This window comes from Anaerosphaera aminiphila DSM 21120, from assembly GCF_900129925.1.
GTDB lineage: Bacteria > Bacillota > Clostridia > Tissierellales > Peptoniphilaceae > Anaerosphaera > Anaerosphaera aminiphila.
The window spans coordinates 89,052-111,520 of the sequence record NZ_FQXI01000005.1 but is presented as its reverse complement, the minus strand read 5'-3'; the positions used below and the strand labels follow the sequence as shown (position 1 = coordinate 111,520).

The 22,469-nt window shown below is 30.8% G+C and carries 21 protein-coding genes; 15 read left to right on the top strand and 6 right to left on the bottom strand.

What is annotated here, in order from left to right; all coding sequences use genetic code 11:
* The first annotated feature begins 67 nt into the window (after positions 1 to 67).
* Complete coding sequence (locus tag BUB47_RS04870; protein WP_073184294.1) at positions 68 to 2,371, top strand: heavy metal translocating P-type ATPase; 2,304 nt, start codon at positions 68 to 70, stop codon at positions 2,369 to 2,371.
* A 58-nt stretch (positions 2,372 to 2,429) separates the two neighbouring features.
* Here BUB47_RS04870 and BUB47_RS04865 read toward each other — a convergent pair whose 3' ends face one another.
* Positions 2,430 to 3,326: a tRNA modification radical SAM protein MnmL/YtqA gene (locus tag BUB47_RS04865; RefSeq protein ID WP_073184292.1), complete on the bottom strand. Its 897-nt coding sequence runs from the start codon at positions 3,324 to 3,326 to the stop codon at positions 2,430 to 2,432.
* A gap of 78 nt (positions 3,327 to 3,404) precedes the next feature.
* Complete coding sequence (locus tag BUB47_RS04860; RefSeq protein ID WP_073184291.1) at positions 3,405 to 3,863, bottom strand: copper amine oxidase N-terminal domain-containing protein; 459 nt, start codon at positions 3,861 to 3,863, stop codon at positions 3,405 to 3,407.
* A 171-nt stretch (positions 3,864 to 4,034) separates the two neighbouring features.
* On the opposite strand from BUB47_RS04860, the gene BUB47_RS04855 reads away from it, so the two are divergent.
* The 11 genes from BUB47_RS04855 (at position 4,035) to BUB47_RS04805 (ending at position 13,280) form a co-directional block, all read left to right on the top strand.
* The gene (locus tag BUB47_RS04855; protein ID WP_073184289.1) at positions 4,035 to 4,940 is read left to right on the top strand and encodes a tetratricopeptide repeat protein; all 906 of its coding nucleotides are present in this window, start codon (positions 4,035 to 4,037) and stop codon (positions 4,938 to 4,940) included.
* Complete coding sequence (map, locus tag BUB47_RS04850) at positions 4,934 to 5,689, top strand: type I methionyl aminopeptidase (protein ID WP_073184288.1); 756 nt, start codon at positions 4,934 to 4,936, stop codon at positions 5,687 to 5,689. The genes BUB47_RS04855 and map overlap by 7 nt, the downstream gene beginning before the upstream one ends.
* A gap of 146 nt (positions 5,690 to 5,835) precedes the next feature.
* The gene (locus BUB47_RS04845) at positions 5,836 to 6,270 is read left to right on the top strand and encodes a hypothetical protein (RefSeq protein ID WP_073184286.1); all 435 of its coding nucleotides are present in this window, start codon (positions 5,836 to 5,838) and stop codon (positions 6,268 to 6,270) included.
* Between the two features lie 221 nt (positions 6,271 to 6,491).
* Positions 6,492 to 7,316 (top strand): glycosyltransferase family 8 protein, encoded by an 825-nt coding sequence (locus tag BUB47_RS04840; protein ID WP_073184284.1) that lies wholly within the window; start codon positions 6,492 to 6,494, stop codon positions 7,314 to 7,316.
* Positions 7,317 to 7,429: 113 nt separating this feature from the next.
* Positions 7,430 to 8,605, top strand: a complete 1,176-nt coding sequence (locus BUB47_RS04835; protein ID WP_073184283.1) for an SAM-dependent methyltransferase — start codon at positions 7,430 to 7,432, stop codon at positions 8,603 to 8,605.
* A gap of 254 nt (positions 8,606 to 8,859) precedes the next feature.
* Positions 8,860 to 9,561: a B3/B4 domain-containing protein gene (locus BUB47_RS04830; protein ID WP_073184281.1), complete on the top strand. Its 702-nt coding sequence runs from the start codon at positions 8,860 to 8,862 to the stop codon at positions 9,559 to 9,561.
* Between the two features lie 155 nt (positions 9,562 to 9,716).
* Positions 9,717 to 10,439 (top strand): DUF1361 domain-containing protein, encoded by a 723-nt coding sequence (locus tag BUB47_RS04825; RefSeq protein ID WP_073184280.1) that lies wholly within the window; start codon positions 9,717 to 9,719, stop codon positions 10,437 to 10,439.
* A gap of 15 nt (positions 10,440 to 10,454) precedes the next feature.
* Positions 10,455 to 11,054 (top strand): peptidylprolyl isomerase, encoded by a 600-nt coding sequence (locus tag BUB47_RS04820; RefSeq protein ID WP_073184278.1) that lies wholly within the window; start codon positions 10,455 to 10,457, stop codon positions 11,052 to 11,054.
* Positions 11,055 to 11,115: 61 nt separating this feature from the next.
* Positions 11,116 to 12,363: a dihydroorotase gene (locus BUB47_RS04815; protein WP_073184276.1), complete on the top strand. Its 1,248-nt coding sequence runs from the start codon at positions 11,116 to 11,118 to the stop codon at positions 12,361 to 12,363.
* Positions 12,364 to 12,373: 10 nt separating this feature from the next.
* The gene (locus tag BUB47_RS04810) at positions 12,374 to 12,613 is read left to right on the top strand and encodes a PF20097 family protein (RefSeq protein WP_073184275.1); all 240 of its coding nucleotides are present in this window, start codon (positions 12,374 to 12,376) and stop codon (positions 12,611 to 12,613) included.
* Positions 12,600 to 13,280, top strand: coding sequence for a DNA alkylation repair protein (locus tag BUB47_RS04805; protein WP_073184273.1), 681 nt, complete (start codon positions 12,600 to 12,602; stop codon positions 13,278 to 13,280). Before BUB47_RS04810 ends, BUB47_RS04805 begins: the two co-directional genes overlap by 14 nt.
* Before the next feature lie 20 nt (positions 13,281 to 13,300).
* Here the strand turns inward: BUB47_RS04805 and BUB47_RS04800 are convergent, their stop codons facing one another.
* Entirely contained in the window at positions 13,301 to 14,014 is a 714-nt protein-coding gene (locus BUB47_RS04800; protein WP_073184271.1) for a hypothetical protein, read from the bottom strand.
* 143 nt (positions 14,015 to 14,157) lie between these two features.
* Here BUB47_RS04800 and BUB47_RS04795 point away from each other — a divergent pair, with 143 nt between their 5' ends.
* A complete protein-coding gene (locus tag BUB47_RS04795; protein WP_073184269.1) occupies positions 14,158 to 15,549 on the top strand; it encodes an aminopeptidase in 1,392 nt (463 codons plus the stop codon).
* A gap of 19 nt (positions 15,550 to 15,568) precedes the next feature.
* Positions 15,569 to 16,120, top strand: a complete 552-nt coding sequence (locus BUB47_RS04790; RefSeq protein ID WP_073184267.1) for a pyridoxamine 5'-phosphate oxidase family protein — start codon at positions 15,569 to 15,571, stop codon at positions 16,118 to 16,120.
* 48 nt (positions 16,121 to 16,168) lie between these two features.
* Here the strand turns inward: BUB47_RS04790 and nrdG are convergent, their stop codons facing one another.
* Positions 16,169 to 16,660 (bottom strand): anaerobic ribonucleoside-triphosphate reductase activating protein, encoded by a 492-nt coding sequence (gene nrdG / locus BUB47_RS04785; protein ID WP_073184266.1) that lies wholly within the window; start codon positions 16,658 to 16,660, stop codon positions 16,169 to 16,171.
* Positions 16,660 to 18,783 (bottom strand): anaerobic ribonucleoside-triphosphate reductase, encoded by a 2,124-nt coding sequence (gene nrdD, locus BUB47_RS04780; RefSeq protein ID WP_073184264.1) that lies wholly within the window; start codon positions 18,781 to 18,783, stop codon positions 16,660 to 16,662. Before nrdD ends, nrdG begins: the two co-directional genes overlap by 1 nt.
* A 264-nt stretch (positions 18,784 to 19,047) precedes the next feature.
* Here nrdD and BUB47_RS04775 point away from each other — a divergent pair, with 264 nt between their 5' ends.
* Positions 19,048 to 19,893, top strand: a complete 846-nt coding sequence (locus BUB47_RS04775; protein WP_073184262.1) for a DsbA family protein — start codon at positions 19,048 to 19,050, stop codon at positions 19,891 to 19,893.
* Between the two features lie 51 nt (positions 19,894 to 19,944).
* Here the strand turns inward: BUB47_RS04775 and BUB47_RS04770 are convergent, their stop codons facing one another.
* Complete coding sequence (locus BUB47_RS04770; RefSeq protein WP_073184261.1) at positions 19,945 to 22,290, bottom strand: bifunctional dihydroorotate dehydrogenase B NAD binding subunit/NADPH-dependent glutamate synthase; 2,346 nt, start codon at positions 22,288 to 22,290, stop codon at positions 19,945 to 19,947.
* Between the last annotated feature and the right edge of the window lie 179 nt (positions 22,291 to 22,469).

The following is a 22,469-nucleotide window of genomic DNA, read 5'->3' as shown; positions in this document are numbered from 1 at the left end:
GATATGAATAAGTAATCATATAAACATATGATTAAGGTTTAATTACATAATGTATAGGAGAATAATTATGAAATATTTAATTAAAGGACTAGATTGTCCGGTGTGTAAAAATGATTTAATAAAACATAAAGATAAAATCCTTGGACTTTTAAAAATTTATAGTACAGGAGATGACATAATTTTAGAGTCTGAAAATTCACTTTCGGGCTCAGATGTACTAAGCGGTGTCTCGAATCACTTAAAACATATCGGTCACAATCACGACATTAAAATTTACGATGAATACACTATTTTTTTAAAGGGCTTAACATGTGCCAATTGTGCTCAAAAAATTGAAAGTGAAACCAAGAAACTTCAAGGAGTAGATGATGCTAACTTTGATTTTTCCACTGAAAAATATAATATTTCACTAGTTCCGGGAACAGATAGAGAAATGGTTTTTAAATCTGTTGATGATATAGTAAGAAAGTTTGAACCGGGTGTAGAAGTTAGAGAAACTCTTGAAGAGAAGAAAAACAAGAATTTTAATATTGCAAAGCACAAAAATGAAATTATTAAATTTGTGGCTATACTGGCTTTACTCGTAGTAAATATAAATTTAAATATAGATAACAATATAAAAATTGTAATATATCTAGCACTTTATTTAATTGTTGGATTTGACGTATTAAAAAGTGCGGTTACAAATATATTAAGTGGAGAAATATTTGATGAAGAATTTCTAATGAGTATTGCATCTATAGGGGCAATTGTAGTAGGAGAGTATCCGGAGGCAGTTGCTGTAATGCTATTTTATCAAATAGGAGAAATGTTTGAAGACATTGCACTTGAAAAATCCAGAAATTCTATTTCAGAGGCCCTTTCATTAAAACCTGACTATGCCAATTTATTAATTGGAGATGAAGTAGTAGCAGTGGATCCTCAGGAAGTTAAACTTGGAGATATTATTTTTGTAAAACCTGGTGAAAAAGTTCCTCTAGATGGAGTTGTGTTAAGTGGAGGAGGATTAGTAGATACTTCGGCAATAACAGGAGAGTCAATTCCACAGTATATTGAAGAGGGAATGAAAATAATTTCCGGTTGTGTGAATAAAGAAGCTCTATTAAAAGTAAGAGTAGAGAGCACTTACGACAATACGACAATTTCAAAAATTGTAGATTTAGTTGAAAATGCAAATACTAGAAAGGCACCAATTGAAAAATTTATTACAAAGTTTGCTAAAGTGTACACTCCAATAGTTGTTTTATTAGCTGTAATAATTACAACAATTCCTCCAATATTTGGCATATTGGAATTTAAAGAAGCTCTTTTTAGAGCGTGTACTTTTTTAGTAATATCTTGTCCTTGTGCACTTGTAATATCAGTTCCTCTAGGAATGTTTGCAGGAATAGGTTCAGCATCTAAGGCGGGTATCTTTGTAAAAGGTGGAAATTATTTAGAAGCACTTTCAGAACTAAGCGACATTGTATTTGATAAGACTGGAACTATAACAGAAGGTGTCTTTAAGGTAGCGGAAATTAACACGGCATCAAGTATTTCAGAAGATGAGCTCTTAAGATTGGCAGCAATAGGTGAAAAAAATTCAACGCATCCAATTGCAAGAGCAATAGCAAGTGGAGCTCACAATTTAGATACAAGTGCAGAAATTTTAGATTTTCTTGAAGTGGCAGGCAAAGGTGTAAGCTATAAATTAAATGGAAGTTTGATTTTAGTTGGAAATAAAAAACTTTTAACTGAAAATAATATAGAAATGCCTTTAACAAATGACTCACTGGGAGTTAGAGTGTATGTGGCAAAAGATGATGAGTATTTAGGAGAAATTATAGTTTCTGACAAATTAAAAGAAAATATTGAAGTGGACTTAAGAGAACTTGAAAACAAGGGTATCACATTGACTATGCTCTCAGGAGACACTGAAAAAAACGTATCGGAAGTAGCTAAAAAAGTTGGAATTAAAAATTACTTTGGCGGATTACTTCCTGCTGAGAAGGTAAGTAAACTTGAAGATGTTTTAAAAAATGCAAAGAAAAAAGTTGCATTTGTAGGTGATGGTGTAAATGATGCACCGGTACTTGCATTGGCAGATGTTGGTATAGCAATGGGAGCCATTGGTTCAGACTACGCCATAGAAGCTTCAGATATTGTTCTAATGACAGATGAAATTTCTAAAATTTCTCAGGGAATAAAAATATCTAGTGAAACTAAAAAAATAATATATCAAAATATTATCTTTGCACTGGGAATAAAAGTTTTAATATTAATACTTGGAGCCTTTGGAATGGCAACTATGTGGGCAGCTGTATTTGCCGACGTGGGAGTTACTATAATAGCTGTAATAAATTCAATGAGGGCATTAAAAATAAAAGCTTAAAATTTAAACTGACTTCTAAAATATACGGACTAAAAGTCCGGTTGTTTAGAAGTCAGTTCTATTTAAGTACGTTCCACCTGTTTTTAAGTTCTTTGTCTATTGAAGATATGACAGATAATTTGTCAGCGCACCATATTGGAGCAACTAGCTTTTTTTTGTCAGGGTCTCCAGTTAATCTGTGAATGACAATATCTTTTGGAAGCATATCTATAGCATCACAAACTAGCTTAACATACTCATTTTTTTCTAAAAGAGGAAAGTTGTTTTCTAAATAATATTTATATAGAGGACTATTTTTTTGAATATATAGGGAGTGGATTTTAACACCAAAGGGGTGAATATCCTTTACATATTCAATGGTGTTAATCATATCCTGTTTATTTTCATAGGGAAGTCCAAATATCACGTGAGTCAAAAATTTTATGTCATGCTCTTTTAAAACTTTAATATTTTCATTAAAGCTATAGTGTGAATATCCTCTGTTAATAAGTGAGATAGTATCTTCATTAGTTGTTTGAAGTCCAAGTTCCACCCATAAAAATGTCTTTTTGTTTAAATCAATTAGCATTTTTAAAACTTTATCACTTAGACAGTCTGCCCTTGTAGCAATGGAAAGACCAACTATATCATCTCTATCTATGACGTAGTTATATAAAGCAGATAGCTCTTCTATATTGCCATAAGTATTAGTGAAATTTTGAAAATATGCAATGTACTTATTACTATTCCATTTTTTAGACAGTAATTTTTTTTGATCTTCAATTTGTTCATCTATACTTTTAAATCTACTTCCGGCAAAGTCGCCACTGCCACTTTCTGAACAAAAAATACAGCCCTTAAAACTTAGAGTTCCATCTCTATTGGGACAGGAATTTCCAGCATCTAGTGAAAGTTTTACAACTTTTCCATTAAATTTATTTTTAAAATAATCGTTAAAAGATAAAAAACGTCTCAAGTTAATACTCTCCAGTTCTAAGTTTAGTATAAAAAGTTTCCCCTACTTAAATAGTTAAATAAGGGAAGCTTCTAAGTTTTATTTAGTTGGCTTTGTGTAGCCGTCTCCAATTACTACAGTTCTATTTTCTCCATCCCAATCTACATTTACACCAAATTGTTCTGCAATAAATCTAATAGGTACGAAAGTTCGATTGTTTTTAATTTGAGCAGGTTCATCTAAATTTAAAAGTAGAGTTTTATTGTCAATGGACTTGCCCTTGGCGATAGTTATTCCAATAGTTAACTCTAAATGAACTTCAGCATCTTGTATAGTTATTTTTTGTGAATTTTCGTCCCAAAGCACTTCATATCCAAAGTTCTCAGAGATTACTCTAACGGGAACTAAGGTGCGATTATTTTCAATATAGGGTTCAACGTCAGTTTTTAAATATTCTCCATTTAACCAAATTTTAATTGGCTCTTGAGCATTTGTAGGTTGTGAAATTCCAAGTAACAATGTAAATAACAATAATAAACTAAATAGTTTTTTCTTCATAAAATTCTCCTAACTAAATAAATTATATAATAAAAGATTAACTTAAATTTTTAATTTAGTCAATAAATGGATTTATTAAAAATTGAAATCATTGTTATTTTAAACTATTATTGTGTGACAATTTCAATTATTTGCTATAATATCTATTTGGAAGGGCGGTTTGGATAAAAATTGGAGGCATCAAAGAAATACTATAACTATATAATAATAGCCAATGATTTTTTGGCTGTTGAAGAATATACAAAAGCTTTTGATTCTTTTGAAAAAGCTTTAAAATTTGCAAGTAGTGGAGAACAGAAGATAGATGTACTTTTTGAAATGGCAGATATATATTTAATATTTGAGAAATATAGTTTAGCTAGAGAAATTTATTTAAAAATATTAAATATAGATAGTTTGAGAAGTGGTGCTTACTACGGCTTAGCACTGTGTAATGACTTCTTAAAAGGAGATATAAAAGACACTATTAAATACTATGAGCTTGCAATAAAATACGATGCAAACTATGATAGAGCATACTATTATTTGGCATTGGCATATGACAGAGTAGGAGAAAAACAAAAAGCTCTGGAACTTTTTTCTAAATGTGTAGAGCTTGATGATATGGATTACATATCTTACAATGATATGGGTGCAATATATGAGGAACTTAAAGAATATGAAAAGGCTAAATTCTTTTTTGAAAAGAGTTTGGAAATAAATCCCAATTATTTCAGAGCACTTTTTAATATGGGAGTAATTTTTGGAAGAATGGGTAATATAAATAAGGCTTTAAGTTATTATAAAGAAGCTCTTGAAGAATCAAAGGATTCCTATATATATTTAAATATGTCAGCAGCTTATATTGAAAAGAGAGATTATAGAAGTGCAGTTGAAATACTTACAGAGGGAATACACTACAATGCTAAAAGTGTAAATTTGTACTATAATAGAGCTTGTTCTAAGGTAAACTTAGGTGACAGAAAAAGTGCTATAGTAGATTTAAAACGTGCTATAGATTTAAATGAAGATGTTGTAGATTGGGCTAAAAACGACCCTGATTTATGTGATATTATTAAGGAGCATGAGAAATGGTAGTAATAAAAACTGAAGAAGAAATTCAAAAGATGATAGCAGCAGGTAAAGTTTTATCAGGTGTTCACCATGAACTTAGAAATAAAATAAAGCCTGGCATAAAGACAATAGAGTTAGATAGATTTGTGGAGGAGTATTTAACAGAAAGAGGAGCATATCCGGAACAAAAGGGATATGAAGGTTATCCTTACTCCATTTGTGCCTCAGTAAACGATGAAATATGTCATGGATTTCCTGGTGAATATGTTTTAAAAGATGGAGACATTATAACTGTGGACATGGTAGTAAATGTAGATGGATGGCTTGCAGATTCAGCTTGGAGTTATGAAGTTGGAGAAGTTTCAAAAGAGGCTCATGACCTTTTAGAAAATACAAAAAAGGCAATGTACCTTGGGATTGAACAAGCTAAAATAGGAAATAGACTTGGAGATATAGGACATGCAATTCAAAGCTTTGCAGAGTCAAAGGGATATTCTGTAGTTAGAGATTTTGTAGGACATGGAATAGGAAAAAATATGCATGAAGACCCACAAGTGATGCACTTTGGAAAACCGGGAAGAGGACTTAGAATAGTTGAAGGAATGGTATTTACTATAGAGCCGATGATTAACATGGGTGAATATGAACTGACAATTGACGACAACGGGTGGACAGCCAGAACTAAAGACGGTTCTTTATCAGCTCAGTATGAGCACCAGTTGGCAATTACCAAAGACGGTCCTGTTATTATAACTGACCAAGGAGATTGTTAATTATTAGAAATAGAATTAAAAAATAGAGAAGTAGCTATTGTGGCTTACTTCTCTATTTTAAAATAATTAAAAGAATTATGAGTAACTGCAGATTTAAGGGTATAAATATTAATAGAGTGATTGACAACAAATAAGGAGATGGTAGTATGTCAAATTACGAAGAAAAAGAAGCAAAGACTTTAAATGAAATTGCGGATACTCTAATTAAACTTGATAAAACTTTTGAAGATTTAGAGGAATCAGAGGGAAGAGTAAAACACTTTATAGAACAGGAAAAGGCAATTCATGAAATTAAAAAGATAGTTAAAAAATGTAACAAAATAGAGGATTTGGAAGATGACCATATCTACGATGAAGTTTTAAACCTAGAAGATTTAAAAGATTTTGAAAGTGAAAATTTAAAAGAAATAGGAAATACAATAATAGACTTAGATAAAACTTTAGAAAAACTTGATGAAGGTAAAAATAGCAAAGTTAAAAGTTATATAGAACAAAAAAAGGCAATTCACCAAGTAAAGAAAATACTGCACAATGTAGGTCTATTCGACTCTTATGTAGAGGATGAGCTGGATAATATGTGAGGTCTATTTAAATAATTTAATATAGTAGAATTAAATACACTTTTAAAATTGAAGCTTACTTTTAAAAGTGTATTTTTAATAAAATATTAAATTTGAAGCTCAACTACAGTAATCCAAATAGTGGTATAGACTTGGAACTTGACCTTAATAGGGATATAATAAAAAAAGAGTTTTAAAATTTCAATATATTTTAGATATTATAACAGAAGGAGAGATTTTCAATGGAAAATATTGATATTTTAGTAGCATTAGATGAAAATTATTTACCTCCACTTAAAGTAATGTTAACTTCTCTTTTTTTTAACAACCCGGGTGAAAAGTTTCGTATATGGATTATGTATAGTCACATATCAAAAGAAAAATTAGATTCATTAGATAAAAATTTAAAAGCTTTAAATATGGAACTTCACAGTGTAAAAGTAAATGAAGAAGATTTTAAGTTTGACTACACAGTTGGAAGATACACTTATGAGATGTACTATCGTCTGTTAGCTCAACATATTTTGCCGAAATCTGTAAAAAGAGTTATTTATTTAGATCCAGATGTACTGGTTATAAATCCAGTTCGTGAACTTTGGGAACTGGATTTAAATGGAAAATTTTATGCTGCAGCTTCTCATACTGGAGCTACGGGATTATCAGATGAAGTAAATAAAATACGCTTGGGAACAGACCATAAATATTTTAATTCAGGTGTATTATTAATTGATTTAAATCTTGCTAGAAAAAGGACTTCTTCTAATAACATGTTTAAATATGTAAAAGAGCATAAAGTGGAGTTAGTACTTCCGGATCAAGATGTTTTAAATGGACTCTATGGTTCACATATTATGGAAATTGAAGATGCCATTTGGAATTATGATGCTAGAAATTACAATACTTACTATGTTAAAAGTGGCGGAGAAATGGATACAATGTGGGTTATGCAAAACACTGCAATATTACATTTCTGTGGAAGTGCAAAACCTTGGCAGCCGAAATACAGGTATAGATTTGGAGTGCTCTATATGCACTATATGAAAAAATCCAGCTATTATTTTGATTAATAGAGCTTAGTTTAGGTACTATAAAATATTACTTATTTGTATTATTAAATGTTGCTTTTTAAATTAAATGTTCTATAAAAGTTAATGTATGAAGAAAATATGGGGGCGGTAAAATGACTATTTTAAAGACTGCACTAAAGAAAATTTTTCGAGATTCTTTTAAAGAACCTGTTAAAGTTATTTTTTGGGATGGAGAAGAAATTAGCTACAATGGTGAAGAGCCAAAATACACTGTAAAATTCAATAAGAGCATATCAGATGAACTATTGAACAAAGATCCAACACTTGCTCTTGCTGAGGCGTATATGGACGGAGATATTGAAGTTGAAGGAAGCCTTGAAGAGCTAATAGTAGATTTATATAAAAATAAGGACAGTTTTATAAGAGTAAAAAGCGAACTACTTTCAAAAATTATAAAGTCAAAAAACAATAAGCATGACAGTAGAGAAAATGCTCACTATCACTATGATATTGGAAATGATTTTTATAAGTTGTGGCTTGATAAATCAATGACCTATTCCTGTGCATATTTTAAGGATAAAAACGACACTTTAGAAATGGCTCAGGAAAATAAAATAGACCATATCCTTAAAAAATTAAATATTAAGCCTAATCAAAAATTACTTGATATTGGATGTGGTTGGGGAGAGCTTATAATTAGAGCTGCACGAGACTATGGAGCTAAGAGTTACGGTATTACTCTTAGTGATGAACAGTATACAAAAACTCTTGATAGGATAAAGGAAAACAAGCTTGAAGATAGAGTTTTTGTAAAATTAATGGACTATAGAGATTTAAAAAATGAAAAATTTGACAGAGTGGTTAGTATTGGAATGCTTGAACACGTTGGAAAGGGAAATTTAAATGACTACTTTTCCAAAGTAAATGAACTTTTAAATGATGGAGGAATATCTCTTTCTCACTCTATAACTATGCCAAACGATGGGGCAAATAATATATTTTTAAATAAATACATTTTCCCAGGAGGATATGTTCCGGGGATTAAGGAAATAATAACTGAAGTTGCTGAAAATGACTTTCATCTTTTAGACGTAGAAAGTTTGAGAAGACACTATGCCCGAACCCTTGAAATGTGGACAGATAATTTTGAATCTAATTTAGATGAGATTAGAAAGACAAAAGATGAAAGATTTATTAGAATGTGGAGACTTTTTTTGCAGGGCTGTGCAGGATCTTTTAAATCGGGAAATATAGATATTCATCAAGTATTATTTTCAAAGGGCATTAATGATGAACTTCCTTGGACAAGAGAATATATATATAAATAATTTTTAAATAAAAGTGTAGAGAGTATATTATATATTTTCTACACTTTTTGTTTATTTAGAATGGGCTACACCAAATAAGATACAAAATATATGTATGAAAGTTTATAAATTATTTTTAGGAATAGTTAATTCACTTGGTAATTTATAAACAAGTAATTTAATAGAATTAAAATATAGTTTAACTTAATAAAATGGAATTTATAATTTCATATGTTATAATTTAATATATGTAAATTATATAAAAGAGGTGTAAAATGAGTAAATTTATAGCTGATGACAGCTTTTTTGATTTATTCCCAGATGCAAAGTTGAGCGTACTATTAATTAAGAATCTGAAAAATGGTGAAAGTCCTTCAGATTTAAAAAAAATACTTACTGAGTCAAATACTGTAGCTGAAAAGTATTTAGGTAAGGCAAAATTTAGTGACAATGAAGTAGTTAGTCAGTGGAGAGAAGCGTATAAAAAATTTAAAACTAAGAAAAAAGCCAGATGCTCTATAGAAGCTCTGCTAAAAAGAGTTGAAACCGGAAATGTAGTTGGTCCTATAAATGCAGTTGTGGACATATATAATTCAGCATCACTAAGGTATGGAATTCCAGCAGGAGCTGAAGATTTAGATAAATTTGTTGGAGATATGAAACTCACTGTTACAGAAGGTGGAGATGAATTCTATGCAATAGGTTCTGATAAAAATGAACCTACTTACGAAGGAGAGCTGTGTTATAAAGATGATGCAGGTGCAGTTTGTCGTTGCTTTAACTGGAGAGATGGACAGAGGACAATGATAGAAGAAGACACAAAAAATGCTTTTTTAATGATGGAAATTTTAAATGACGAAAAGTTGGAAGCTTTAAATGAAGCATTAGATTTTATAACTAACTTAAGTAAAGAGTATTTAAATGCAGATGTTCACAGATATATTTTAAGTAATGAAAATAGAGAAATAGATTTATAAAACATTAGAAAAGTGTTTAAATAATATTTTTAAGGTTTTATAAATTGAATTTTAAATGTTTTGAACAATATAACAAGTAAGTAAATTGAAAGTTTAAATATTAAAGTTATTTTAATTTAAACAAGATATAATATTTTAAGAGGAGCTATATAAATTTGAGTACAATTATTTTTGCAGCATTATTATTAAATGTATTTGCATTTCTCACAATAGTTCTGCGTCCAAAGCTATTTGGTGTAAAATTGTTTAAACCGATGATTTGGAACTTTAAACTATCTCTTTTACCACTTTTACTATTAGTGGTAAATGTTATTATTTTTTATATATTAGTGGGCCTTTCAGTTTATAAAGAACTTAATTTTATTGGAAATATTGCAGTAATAATATTTATTTTAGGAATGGCATTTTGGATATTGTTACTTCCAAATTCTGGTTATTTAATAACAGAGCTAAATTTAACTCATAGAAATGTAGATGAAAAAGAGGTCCCTGTATGGTATGACATTGTGTCAGTTTTATCATTTGCACTTTCAGGAATTGTAAATACTCTTTTAAACATAGTTGTATTTCAATTGTTGTATTTGATTTTATTTGACCCTGATGTTCTATTGAAAAGAGAAAAGACAATATTAATGACGAGTGCAGTCATTATTATACTGTTAGTTTCAATTGGAGTCTATCTGGGAAGGGCCATTAGATTTAATTCATGGGACATAGTTCATATTTTTTCTTTTTTTAAAAAGTTAGTTAGTTACTTTAAAGAAAAAGAGCATATTAAAGATTTTGTACTATTTGTCTTTTTTCATACAGTATTTTTTATTATAATGTACTTGTCGTTTGGAATACAAAATTATTTTGATTATTTAAAATATATTTAAAAATAGGAGGATAACATGTTAGAACAGTTAAAAGAACCGATTAAAGGTGAAGAAGTTGCAATTTTAAAGACAAATCACGGAGATATAAAGATAAGACTTTTTGAAGAAGCGGCACCAAAGACAGTTGAAAATTTTAAGGGCTTAATTGAAAAGGGATACTATGATGGGATAATATTTCATAGAGTAATAGATAATTTTATGCTTCAAGGAGGAGATCCAACAGGTACTGGAACAGGTGGTGAAAGTATTTGGGGAGGTAAATTTGAAGATGAATTTGATTTAAATTACAGAAATATTAGAGGAGCTCTTTCTATGGCAAATGCTGGACCAAATACTAATGGTTCGCAATTTTTTATAGTGCAAATGGGCCCTGTAGAAGATGATATAATTCGCCATATGAGATCAGCTGGAGAGGAAAATGGTTATTCAGACGATGTTGTAAATGCATATGAAAATTTAGGTGGAACGTACTGGCTTGATGGCAAACACAGTGTTTTTGGGCAAGTTTTTGAAGGTATGGAAGTTGTAGATGAAATAGCTTCTGTTGCCGTGGATTTTAGAGATAAGCCTGTAGAGCCTGTTGTAATTGAAAAGGCAACTATAGAAAAATTTTAAGAGAAGATATTTTTATCTTCTCTTTTTTATACTATAATATATTAAAAGTGAGGGATGGATTATGATAATAAAAAATGCACATATAATGGATCCAAAATCTAATTTAGATGGGATTTATGATATAAAAATAAATAATGGAATAATAGAAAAAATAGGCAAATTTGATGAAGATGGGCTGGATGTAAATAAAATGATAGTTGCTCCGGGACTTGTGGATATTCACGTTCACTTTAGGGACCCAGGATTTACACATAAGGAAGATCTTACTACAGGAAGTGAATCGGCAGCAGCGGGAGGATTTACAAGTGTTATTTGTATGGCAAATACAAATCCTAAAATTGAAAGTGTAGATATTTTAAAAGAATTTTTAAAGAAGGCAGAAAAACTAAAAATAAATGTGCACACCGTAAGCACGCTTACAAAAAACTTTGACGGTGAAAATTTAGTGGATATGGAAGAAATGACAAAATCAGGTGCTATTGGATTTTCTGATGATGGAATACCGGACAGAAATACAAAAGTTATATTAGAGGCCATGAATAGAGCAGTTCACCTTGATGTGCCAATAAGTTTTCATGAAGAAGACCCAAGTTTAATAGTAAACAATGGAATCAATCATGGAAGCGTTTCAGAAGAATTGGGAATATATGGCAGTCCTAGTATTGCAGAAGATGTATTAGTTGCAAGAGACGTAAATCTTGCCCTATATACAGGGGCTAAAGTGGACATTCAGCACATCTCCTCTGGAAACAGTGTTGAACTTGTACGCTGGGCTAAAAAAATGGGTGCAAATGTATATGCAGAAGTAACACCTCATCACTTTACACTTACAGATGAGGCTATTTTAAAACAGGGTACACTTGCAAAAATGAATCCTCCACTTAGAAGTAAAAGAGATAGAGATATGATTATTGAGGGATTAAAAGATAACACTATAGAAATAATTGCAACAGATCACGCTCCCCATACAAAAGAGGAAAAAGCCGTAGAACTTTCTAAAGCTCCAAGTGGAATAATTGGATTAGAAACTTCACTGGGTCTTGGAATAAGAGAACTAGTTGAAAAGGGACATCTAACTTTAATGGACTTGTTAAGAAAAATGACAATAAATCCTGCCGAGTTATACAATTTAAAAGCCGGCTATATTGCAGAAGGTGGACCTGCAGATTTAGTAATATTTAATCCAGAGGAAAGTTATAAAGTAGAAGAATTTAAGTCTAAATCTAAAAACTCTCCTTTCATTGGAGAAACTTTACCTGGGAAAATTCACTATACAATATGTAAAGGTGAAATAGTTTATGAAAATTAAGGTGAAGTAAATGAAGTGTCCAATTTGTGATAGTGAAATGGAAAAAGGTGGAATATTTGCAGATACCATATATGTATATTGGTACAATGAGGAAGAAGTTAAAGAGGACACCATTACTTTAAAGGTGCGTACTAGTGGAGTTCCAATTGGAAAAAATAATTTCGTTTTAGGGACAACAAGAATAGAAAATGCATATCTATGTAAAAAATGTAAAAAGATAGTGGGTGTATTTGACATTGCAAGGTACTGATAATGTAGAAAAATATAAAGAGTTTTTTGATAATATCACTTCAAAAAGAAATGAAGAAAAAAGTATTCCAATGGCAAAGTATATGCAAAATAAATTTGAATTTTTGGGAATTCAATCTAAAGATAGAAGGGATTTAAGCAAAGATTTTTTAAAAGAACTTAAATCAAAGAAAGAGATAGACTGGAGATTTGTAGAACTTTGCTGGGAAAATGAATATAGAGAATTTCAGTACATTGCCAATGACTATCTTAAAATGATGGAAAAGTTTTATAAATTTGATGATATTTATAGAATTAAAGAATTAATTCTTAAAAAATCTTGGTGGGATACTATAGATTTTTTAGATACAATTGTTGGTGAAATGGCATCTATGTATCCTGAACACAATGAATTAATATTAAAGTGGAGTTTAGACGAGAATATTTGGCTGAGAAGAATATCCATTGACCACCAATTGTTACGAAAAGGAAAAACAGACACTGAACTTTTAGAAAAAATAATTATAAATAATTTAGGGCAAAGTGAATTTTTTATAAATAAGGCAATTGGATGGGCGCTTAGACAGTATAGTAAGACAAATGAGAAGTGGGTTTTAGATTTTATAGAAAAATATAAAGACAATATGAACCCTTTAAGCATAAGAGAGGGAAGTAAGTATATAAAATAAGGATAGTCTAGTTACTATCCTTATTTTTTTCCTATAAATATATGAACATAAGAGAGTAAGTCTTTTGTTTCTCTTTGAACTTTAAATTTCATGGCTCCAACTTTATATAGTTTTGAAAGTGCTAAAATAGTTTTATCTGTATTTAAAGTTTCAATATTTTTTAAAACGTCAAAAGTATTATATTCAAAGGGCTTTGAAATATTTGATATTAACATATTAAAAAAATCATCTTCTCTTATTTCATTAATGTAGTCATTTTCTGCAGGTTCATCAGATTTAAAAATATACCACTCACAAGGTGCATTTACAACTGGATTTATATATTCACTTTCTAAAATATATTTTACAATATTTTTATTAATTTTATTTTGCTTTAGAAGTCTTTTATAGATAAATATAGATTTTTCTGAGAGATTTTTTACCAGTATTGTGTCATCATATACTCGTATATTTTTAAAGAGGTAAGAAAAATATTCTGGTAAGTGTCTATAATTTAAAATTTGAATATTAGGTGCATAGTTTAAATTGTGAAATTCATATTCTTTTAAGAAATAGGCAAGAATATATTGAATGTAAATATTATTGGAGATTAAATTTTCCAGTAGTAATTCCGGTGTATTAGGTGAGTGTTTTACTTTAATGCACTTTGGTTTTGAAAAATCATTTTCATCTAACTCAAAAGGTTCAGTATAAAAATATTCATTAAACTCTTCAGAACTTACTTTTTCAAACATAGCAAACTTCCTTTCTATAATAATGCAATTATACATCTTAAAAAGAGACAAAGTTAATAAAATATGAATATTATTATTTATAGAGTCAAGTTTTACAAAGAAAGATGGCTATGATAAAATTTAGTTTAATGAGGAGTGATAAAATGAATTTAGAAGATTTGGAACTAAAACAAAAATCTATTTGGCAATTAATAGACAAAAAAGAGTATGATAATATCTTTGACTACTGTGAGGGTTACAAAGATTTTTTAGATGAGGGAAAGACTGAAAGAGAATCCTGTTCTTATATAATAAAAAAAGCTGAGAAAAGTGGATTTATTCCCTTTGAAGAAGCAGTGAAAAGTGAAGTTAAACAGGGAGATAAAATATATTACAACAACAAAAATAAATCAGTTATTCTCTTTGTAATGGGAGAAAACTTAGAAGATGGAATGAGAGTAGTTGGTTCTCATATAGATGTTCCAAGACTTGATATAAAGCAAAAACCTCTATATGAAGATTCAGAGCTTGCTCTTTTAAAAACTCATTACTATGGAGGAGTTAAAAAGTACCAATGGCCTACTATACCTCTTGCAATACACGGAATAGTAATTAATGAAAAAAATGAAACTATTAACATAAAAATTGGAGAAGATGAAAGTGATCCTGTGTTTTATATTAATGATTTACTTCCACATTTAAGCGCTGATCAAAATAAAAAATCATTGGCAGCAGGTGTGACAGGAGAGTCTTTAAACATTGTAGTTGGACACAGTAGCTATGGAATATCTGATGAAAAAAACCCAATAAAAAAAGCTGTTTTAAAATATTTAAATGAAAAGTATTCTATAAAAGAAGAAGATTTTTTAATTGCAGAACTTGAAGTTGTTCCTGCAACTAAGGCAAGAGATGTTGGATTTGATAGAGCTATGATAGCAGCTCATGGTCATGATGATAGAATTTGTTCCTATGCAAATTTAGAAGCTATTTTAACTGTAGAAAATCCTAAAATTTCCACAGTGGGACTTTTTGTAGATAAAGAGGAAATTGGCTCTGTTGGAAATACATCTATGTCAGCTAAGTTTTTTGAAAACTTTATAGCAGAAATACTAAACACTCAAAAAGAGTATTCAGATATAAAATTAAGACGTGCTCTTGCAAATTCTAAAGTACTATCAGCAGATGTAACTGTGGCAATGGATCCAAGTTATAAAGAAGTGCTTGATGAAAAAAATGCAGCTTATGTAGGATATGGAATATCAATGGCAAAGTATACGGGAGCTAGAGGTAAGAGTGGTTCCAATGATGCAAATACAGAGTTTCTAGCTGAAATTAGAGACATGTTTAACAACAACGGTGTAATTTGGCAAACAGGCGAACTTGGTAAAGTAGACCAGGGAGGCGGAGGCACAATTGCATATATCTTAGCTGAATATGGTGCAGAGGTTGTAGATATGGGAACAGCTATGCTTTCAATGCACGCTCCTGTAGAATTGGCATCAAAGGCAGATGCATATATGACATATAAGGCCTACAAAGTATTTTTCAATAACTAATAGTTTAAAGAGGAGTGCTATGAGAAGAAAAGATAGAGAAATGGACATTCTATTTGGAGAAGAAGTAATTGATAATTCTCAATATGGAGTGCTTAGTTTAAGAGAGGGAGATGGAGTTTATTCTATTCCACTTTCCATAGTTAGAGATAAATCCACATTGTACTTTCACTGTGCGCTAGAGGGAAAGAAAAATAGTTTAATAAGTGATGGAGATACTGTCAGTGCAGTATTTGTATCCTATGCGAAAGTTCCCAACCTATTTAGTGAAGAAGAGTTAAAAGAAGTTGCAAAGAACAAAAACAACATAACCAGCAAAATTTATACTACCGAGTACTCCTCGGCGATAGTAATTGGGAAAATATATAAAGTTACTGAAGAAATTGGAAAAGTTAATGCCTTGAGATTTATTTGTGAAAAATATACGCCTGATATGATGGATTATTTTTCAGCTGCAATAGATTCGTCATTAAGTAAAACTGATGTATATAAAATAGAAGTAGAAAATTTAACATCAAAGCGTAAAAAATTTGGAAAAGATAGAGAAGAGTTGAAGTTTATGAAAAAAGAATAAATTTAGTAGTAAAAAATCTCTATAAGTAATTTCACTTATAGAGATTTTTTATTTGTCCCATAGTACTATATTATCTACTGTGCTCTTATTAAGATCTATTATTCTTTGATTTGATGAACCTTTAAATTTTAGTTTTAAATCTTTTAAGTCATTTATAAATAAACCATCAACTAAAATATCGCAGAGATATAAGAGTTCAGCTTTTATTTTATCTTGTAGGATTTGTTCATAGGTATAGCCTGAATAAATCCAAATGTTTTTATTGGTTTTAGATTTAATTTCTCTTAAAATTTTTATTAAGTCAGGAGAATTTTGGAAGGGCTCACCACCTAATATGGTAAGTCCTTCAACAACATCTTCATTTAAATAGTCGATTATTTTTTTAGTTTCTTCATCAGTCCAAATACTGCCTGCATTAAAATCTTGATATTCTTCATTAAAGCAGTCAGGGCACTTGTGAGTACAACCAGTTACAAAAAAACTGGTTCTAACTCCAGGGCCATTGGCAACGTCATACTCTCTAATTTGACCGTATCTCATTAGATGTGAAGTACTCTGTCATTTATTTCTTTGGTTCTTCCTTCATTCCAGAAGTTTTCTCCAAGATAGCCACAAGTACGTCTTACAACTGTAAGAGTTGCCTTGTCAGTATTTCCACATTGAGGACATTGCCAATCTCCACTTTCATTTAATTTAATTTCTCCATCAAATCCACATTCAGCACAGTAGTCGCTTTTAGTGTTAAATTCAGCATATTGAATATTGTCGTAAATAAATTTTACAATAGTTTCAAGAGCTTCCAAATTGTGTCCCATGTTTGGAATTTCAACATAGGAGATACATCCACCTAGAGACTTGTCTTGGAATTTTGACTCAAAGGCAAATTTTTCAAATGCAGAAATCTCTTCTCTTACATCTACGTGGAATGAGTTAGTATAGTATCCCTTGTCAGTTACATTTTCAATAATTCCAAATCTATCTCTATCTATTTGACAGAATCTATGAGTTAAACTTTCAGCTGGAGTAGCGTATAGTGTGAATTTTATTCCATATTCTTCAGTCCAACGATTAACAGCAGCATTTAAGTGATCCATTATTCTCATGGCAAATTCATAGCCCTTAGGGTCAGTGTGTGAAACTCCCTTTGTTAAAATAGTAGCTTCATACATACCTATATATCCAAGGGATACTGTAGAGTACCCACCCTTTAGTAGAGGAGCAATAGATTCGTGTTTGCCAAGTCTAGCTATGGCGCCGTGTTGCCAGTGGATAGGTGATGAGTCACTAGTAACTGTCTTTAAGTGTTCATATCTGATTAAGCCAACTCTTTTAACAAGGTCAAGTCTCTTTTCTAGAATATCAAAGAATTTAGTTTCATCGCCATTTGCCAAGATACCTATTTGAGGTAAGTTTATAGAGCAAGCTCCCATGTTAAATCTTCCTTCAAATTGATATTGACCTTTTTCATTTTTCCAAGGAGGTAGAAAAGCTCTACAGCCCATTGGTGCAAATACATTTCCTTCATAGTTTTCACGCATTTTCTTTGCACTAATGTAGTCAGGGTACATCCTCTTTGCAGTACATCTAATTGCAAGGCTTGTTAAATAGTAATATTTAGAGTCTTTTTTAATATTATTTTCATCTAATACATATATTAATTTAGGGAAAGCTGGAGTAACGTAGACGCCAGATTCATTCTTAATACCTTGTATTCTCTGTTTTAATATTTCTTCAATTATTTGTGCAACTTCATCTATATATGGATCATTATCTTCTAGGTACATAAATAAAGTTACAAAAGGAGCTTGTCCATTAGAAGTCATAAGTGTATTTATTTGATATTGGATAGTTTGAATACCACTTTCCAAATCTTTTTTAGTCATATTTTGTGCCATTTTTTCAGCCAGTTCAACGTCACCTAGTGTTTCAATAGCCAAATTCAAGTTTTTTTCATAGGATTTTCTCAAGTATTTTCCTAAGAAAGATACATTTATTGACTGACCACCATATTGGTTTGAAGCAATTTGAGCAATTATCTGTGTCATTACATTACATGCAACTTGGAAAGATTTAGGTGTTTCAATCATTTTTCCATTTACAACAGTACCTTTGTCCAACATATCTTTAATATTTACTAGACAGCAGTTAAATATTGGTTGAATAATATAGTCAAGATCGTGGATATGTATAGCACCATAATCATGAGCTTCAACTAAATCTGCAGGTATCATTTTTCTTTTGGCAATGTCTTTAGATACTTCACCTGCGATTAAATCTCTTTGTGTTGATGCAATTACCGGATTTTTGTTAGAGTTTTCATCCATTACAGCAACGTTAGTTTGATTTATCAGCCCTAGGATTTCTTCATCAGTAGTATTTTGTTCTCTTTTAAATGCCTGTACAGCTTTATAATTTTCATAAGCTTTTGCAGTTGCAGGATTGTCATTTTCAATTAATTTATAGTAGACTCTGTCTTCTATGTCATAAATAGTTAACGCTTCATTTGATTCTTGTGCATAGCGTTCAATTTCAGTTGCAATTTGTTTTGCTTGTCCATTAACAAATATACCACTGCTTGAATTCATAGCCTTTTCAATAGCAATTTCAATTTTGTTAATATTGAAAGGAACTTTGTCGCCATTCCTCTTAATTACTTCCATCATTAAATCCCTTCTCCTTTTAGAATATATCCTTTAGTTATATGTTTCTTCGTAATTAATAGTATACAACATATTGTGGTTGAGTTCAATAATTTTAAAGAAAAAGGCACAATATGTTGTAAAGGGCTGAAATGGGATAACATAGCTGTTTGCACTTAATAAGTGAATATTTTAAATAAAAATTTATTTATTTTTTAAAACTTTATTTTTAAATACTCTTATAATACAATGAGTATAATATAAAATATAATTGAAAAGAGGAAGAAAATGAAACTTTTTGTATTTTCAGATGTAGTGTGTCCATGGTCTTATGGAGAAGAAAAAGTACTTAGAGCCATTGATTACATATATGGGGAACAAATTGAAATATATAATATTATGGGTGGATTAATTGCAGACTATCACGACATACTTCCAATGAATATGAAGGATAAGGATTCAGAGGAGACTGCAAATAAAATACTTTTCCAATTGTGGCAGGGAGGTTATTATATGCACCATATGCCAATAATGAACCATCCTCCAAAGTTACTGTCTAGGGAGAAGGTAAGTACTTATATAATAAATACTGCCTTTGTAGCTGCTAGAATGACTGATGAAAAGCTTGCAAATAAGTATTTAAGAAAGTTAAGAGAGGCAACTTTACTAGATGGATTAAATACAATGGAAGAGTCAGTACAAGTTGAAATTGCAAAAAATGTGGGAATTAATAGAGAAGATTTTTTAGAAAACTTAAATAATGGGGCGGCTGAAGAATTCTTAGAAGATAGGATTAGTACCTTTGATAGAAGATTTACAAGTTATCCTAACTTTATGTACGTTGAAGAAAGCGGAAGAGAAAAAATTTTAACAGGGTACAAGTCACTAGAGGAGTTAATTGAATTTATAGAGGAAAGTGATTCAACTTTGACAAAAAGGGAAGTAGTTTTAAATAGTGAAGAACTTTTTAAATTTATAGAAAAATATGAGAGAGTATTTTTTGTAGAGTTAACAGAAGTCTTTAAAGATGAAGATAAAATTAAAGAATTATTAAATGAACTTGTAGTAGAGGGAAAAATAGTAACTAATGATTTAGATAGAGGAATGGAGATAAAAATAAAAAATAGTATTTAAGTTATTACATTAAAAGCAGCTCTGCGTTAAAACACAGGGCTGCTTTTTTAATTAATTATATTTATTTCTAATATATCTGTCTATTTCTTCTGCGGCAGTTTTTCCGGCACCCATTGCCAGTATAACTGTAGCTGAACCGGTAACCGCATCTCCACCGGCAAATATTTCTTTTCTAGAAGTTTGTCCCAGTTCATTTGTAAGAATACATCCCTTGCTATTTGTCTCTAAATTATTAGTAGATTGAGAGATTAATGGATTTGGATTTGTACCAAGTGCCATTATAACAGTTTCAAAATTTTCTTCAAATTCAGAGCCTTCAACTTTAACAGGGCGTCTTCTTCCTGATTCATCAGGTTCACCTAATTCATTTCTAACAGATACAACAGATTTAACCCATCCGTCTTCACTGCCTTTAATTTCAATAGGGGCAGTTAAAGTTTCAAATTTAATGCCTTCTTCCTGTGCGTGGTGAACTTCTTCAAGTCTTGCAGGAAGTTCTTTTTCAGTTCTTCTGTATAGGACTGATACGTCAGCGCCAAGTCTTTTAGCAACTCTTGCAGCGTCCATTGCAACGTTTCCGCCGCCAACTACAGCTACTCTACTTCCAACGTTAACAGGAGTGTCATATTGTTGCTCAAATGATCTCATTAAGTTATTTCTTGTTAAAAATTCATTTGCAGATACAACACCATTTAAATTTTCACCAGGTATGTCCATAAATGTAGGAAGTCCTGCACCTGAGCCTATGAAAACTGCTTCATATCCTGAGTTTAAAAGAGTATCAACTTTAATAGTCTTTCCAACAACTACGTCTGTTTCAATTTCAACTCCAAGATTAGTTAAGTTTTTAACTTCTGAATTTACAACACTATCCGGAAGTCTAAATTCAGGAATACCATAAACTAATACTCCACCAGGTTGTTGTAAGGCTTCAAATATTTTAACTGTGTAGCCCATTTTAGCAAGTTCTCCAGCACAAGTAAGACCTGCAGGACCTGCGCCTACAACAGCAACTTGGTGTCCGTTTTGTTCAGGTTTTTCAGAAATTTTTATTTTATGTCTTCTAGCATAATCTGCTACAAATCTTTCTAGTTTACCAATTGCAATTGCATCACCTTTATTTCCAAGGATACATTTTTCTTCACATTGAGTTTCCTGTGGACAAACTCTACCACAAACTGCTGGCAGAGCAGTGTAAAGAGCTAAAACTTTTGCAGCTTGTTCAAAGTTTCCATTGGCAATTTCCTTTATAAATCCAGGGATATCTATAGATACGGGACATCCTGCAATGCAGTGAGGAACTTTACAGTTTAAACAGCGCTTAGCTTCACGCATAGCTTCTTCTTCAGTATAGCCAAAACAAACTTCGTCAAAGTTTTTATTTCTAACATCCGGTTCTTGTACTGAAACAGGTATACGTGTAAATCTGTCAATTTTTTCAGTTACAGGAATGTCTTCAAGATGTTCATTTTTTGTGAGTTTTTCTTCTAGTTCAATATCCTTGTGTTGTTTTATAATAGCTTCATCTAAATTACAAATGTGCCCATCTTTGTGACTTTGAATAACAGCTCTCTTATTGTTGGCATTTTCTCTAAATTGTCTTTGTCTTTGAATAGCTGAATCAAAATCTACAAGGTGACCATCAAATTCAGGGCCATCAACACATGCAAATTTTGTTTGATTTCCAACGTGTACTCTACATGCTCCACACATTCCGGTTCCGTCAACCATAATAGGGTTTAAAGACACTGTAGTTGGAAGATTATATTTTTTAGTAGTTTGACAGACGAATTTCATCATAATCATAGGACCTATAGCTACACATTGATCATAGTGCTTCTTTTCTTTACTTATTAGGTCTACAATTTTATCTGTTACAAGACCTTTAAAACCATAAGTACCATCATCAGTAGCTATATATACATTTTTAGCATATTTTCTTATTTTGTCTTCTAATATTACATAGTCCTTAGATTTAGCTCCAACGATTACATCAACGTCAATGCCTCTATCGTATAACCATCTAATTTGAGGACATATTGGAGCTGTACCAACTCCACCTGCAACAAATAAGAACTTTGTATCTCTAAGTTGATTTATATCCTGTGAAATAAATTCAGAAGGTTGTCCAAGAGGACCTACAAAGTCTTTAAAAGCTTCGCCTTCTTCAAAGGCACATATTTTTTCAGTAGATTTTCCTGAAGCTTGTACGACAATTTGAACAGAACCTTTTCTTAAATCAAACCCACAAATTGTAAGAGGAATTCTCTCTGCATATTTATCAGCGATAACGATTACGAATTGTCCAGGCTTAGCAGAAGCGGCTATTCTTGGAGCCTCGACATCAAAGAGATAAATATTTGGGGCAAGATTTTCTTTTTTTAATATTTTATACATTTGCTCATCTCCACTTTAGTTAAATAGTTTAATATGTTAAATATATAACTATTATATCATATAGTTATATATTTGAACCTGTCTGAGTATATGAAATTCAATAATTAAGTATAAGAAATAATCTATAGTAGTTAAAATGAAAGAAATATTTAATTTAAATAGAATCTAAACAATTATAT

What these genes read in the sequence shown, in the direction of transcription:
- BUB47_RS04860 (WP_073184291.1), bottom strand. Translation starts at nt 3,863, where the DNA reads ATGAAGAAAAAACTATTTAGTTTATTATTGTTATTTACATTGTTACTT.
- BUB47_RS04770 (WP_073184261.1), bottom strand. Translation starts at nt 22,290, where the DNA reads ATGTATAAAATATTAAAAAAAGAAAATCTTGCCCCAAATATTTATCTC.
- nrdD (WP_073184264.1), bottom strand. Translation starts at nt 18,783, where the DNA reads ATGATGGAAGTAATTAAGAGGAATGGCGACAAAGTTCCTTTCAATATT.
- nrdG (WP_073184266.1), bottom strand. Translation starts at nt 16,660, where the DNA reads ATGAGATACGGTCAAATTAGAGAGTATGACGTTGCCAATGGCCCTGGA.
- BUB47_RS04820 (WP_073184278.1), top strand. Translation starts at nt 10,455, where the DNA reads ATGTTAGAACAGTTAAAAGAACCGATTAAAGGTGAAGAAGTTGCAATT.
- BUB47_RS04800 (WP_073184271.1), bottom strand. Translation starts at nt 14,014, where the DNA reads ATGTTTGAAAAAGTAAGTTCTGAAGAGTTTAATGAATATTTTTATACT.
- BUB47_RS04830 (WP_073184281.1), top strand. Translation starts at nt 8,860, where the DNA reads ATGAGTAAATTTATAGCTGATGACAGCTTTTTTGATTTATTCCCAGAT.
- BUB47_RS04845 (WP_073184286.1), top strand. Translation starts at nt 5,836, where the DNA reads ATGTCAAATTACGAAGAAAAAGAAGCAAAGACTTTAAATGAAATTGCG.
- BUB47_RS04775 (WP_073184262.1), top strand. Translation starts at nt 19,048, where the DNA reads ATGAAACTTTTTGTATTTTCAGATGTAGTGTGTCCATGGTCTTATGGA.
- BUB47_RS04815 (WP_073184276.1), top strand. Translation starts at nt 11,116, where the DNA reads ATGATAATAAAAAATGCACATATAATGGATCCAAAATCTAATTTAGAT.
- BUB47_RS04795 (WP_073184269.1), top strand. Translation starts at nt 14,158, where the DNA reads ATGAATTTAGAAGATTTGGAACTAAAACAAAAATCTATTTGGCAATTA.
- BUB47_RS04870 (WP_073184294.1), top strand. Translation starts at nt 68, where the DNA reads ATGAAATATTTAATTAAAGGACTAGATTGTCCGGTGTGTAAAAATGAT.
- BUB47_RS04835 (WP_073184283.1), top strand. Translation starts at nt 7,430, where the DNA reads ATGACTATTTTAAAGACTGCACTAAAGAAAATTTTTCGAGATTCTTTT.
- BUB47_RS04840 (WP_073184284.1), top strand. Translation starts at nt 6,492, where the DNA reads ATGGAAAATATTGATATTTTAGTAGCATTAGATGAAAATTATTTACCT.
- map (WP_073184288.1), top strand. Translation starts at nt 4,934, where the DNA reads ATGGTAGTAATAAAAACTGAAGAAGAAATTCAAAAGATGATAGCAGCA.
- BUB47_RS04790 (WP_073184267.1), top strand. Translation starts at nt 15,569, where the DNA reads ATGAGAAGAAAAGATAGAGAAATGGACATTCTATTTGGAGAAGAAGTA.
- BUB47_RS04810 (WP_073184275.1), top strand. Translation starts at nt 12,374, where the DNA reads ATGAAGTGTCCAATTTGTGATAGTGAAATGGAAAAAGGTGGAATATTT.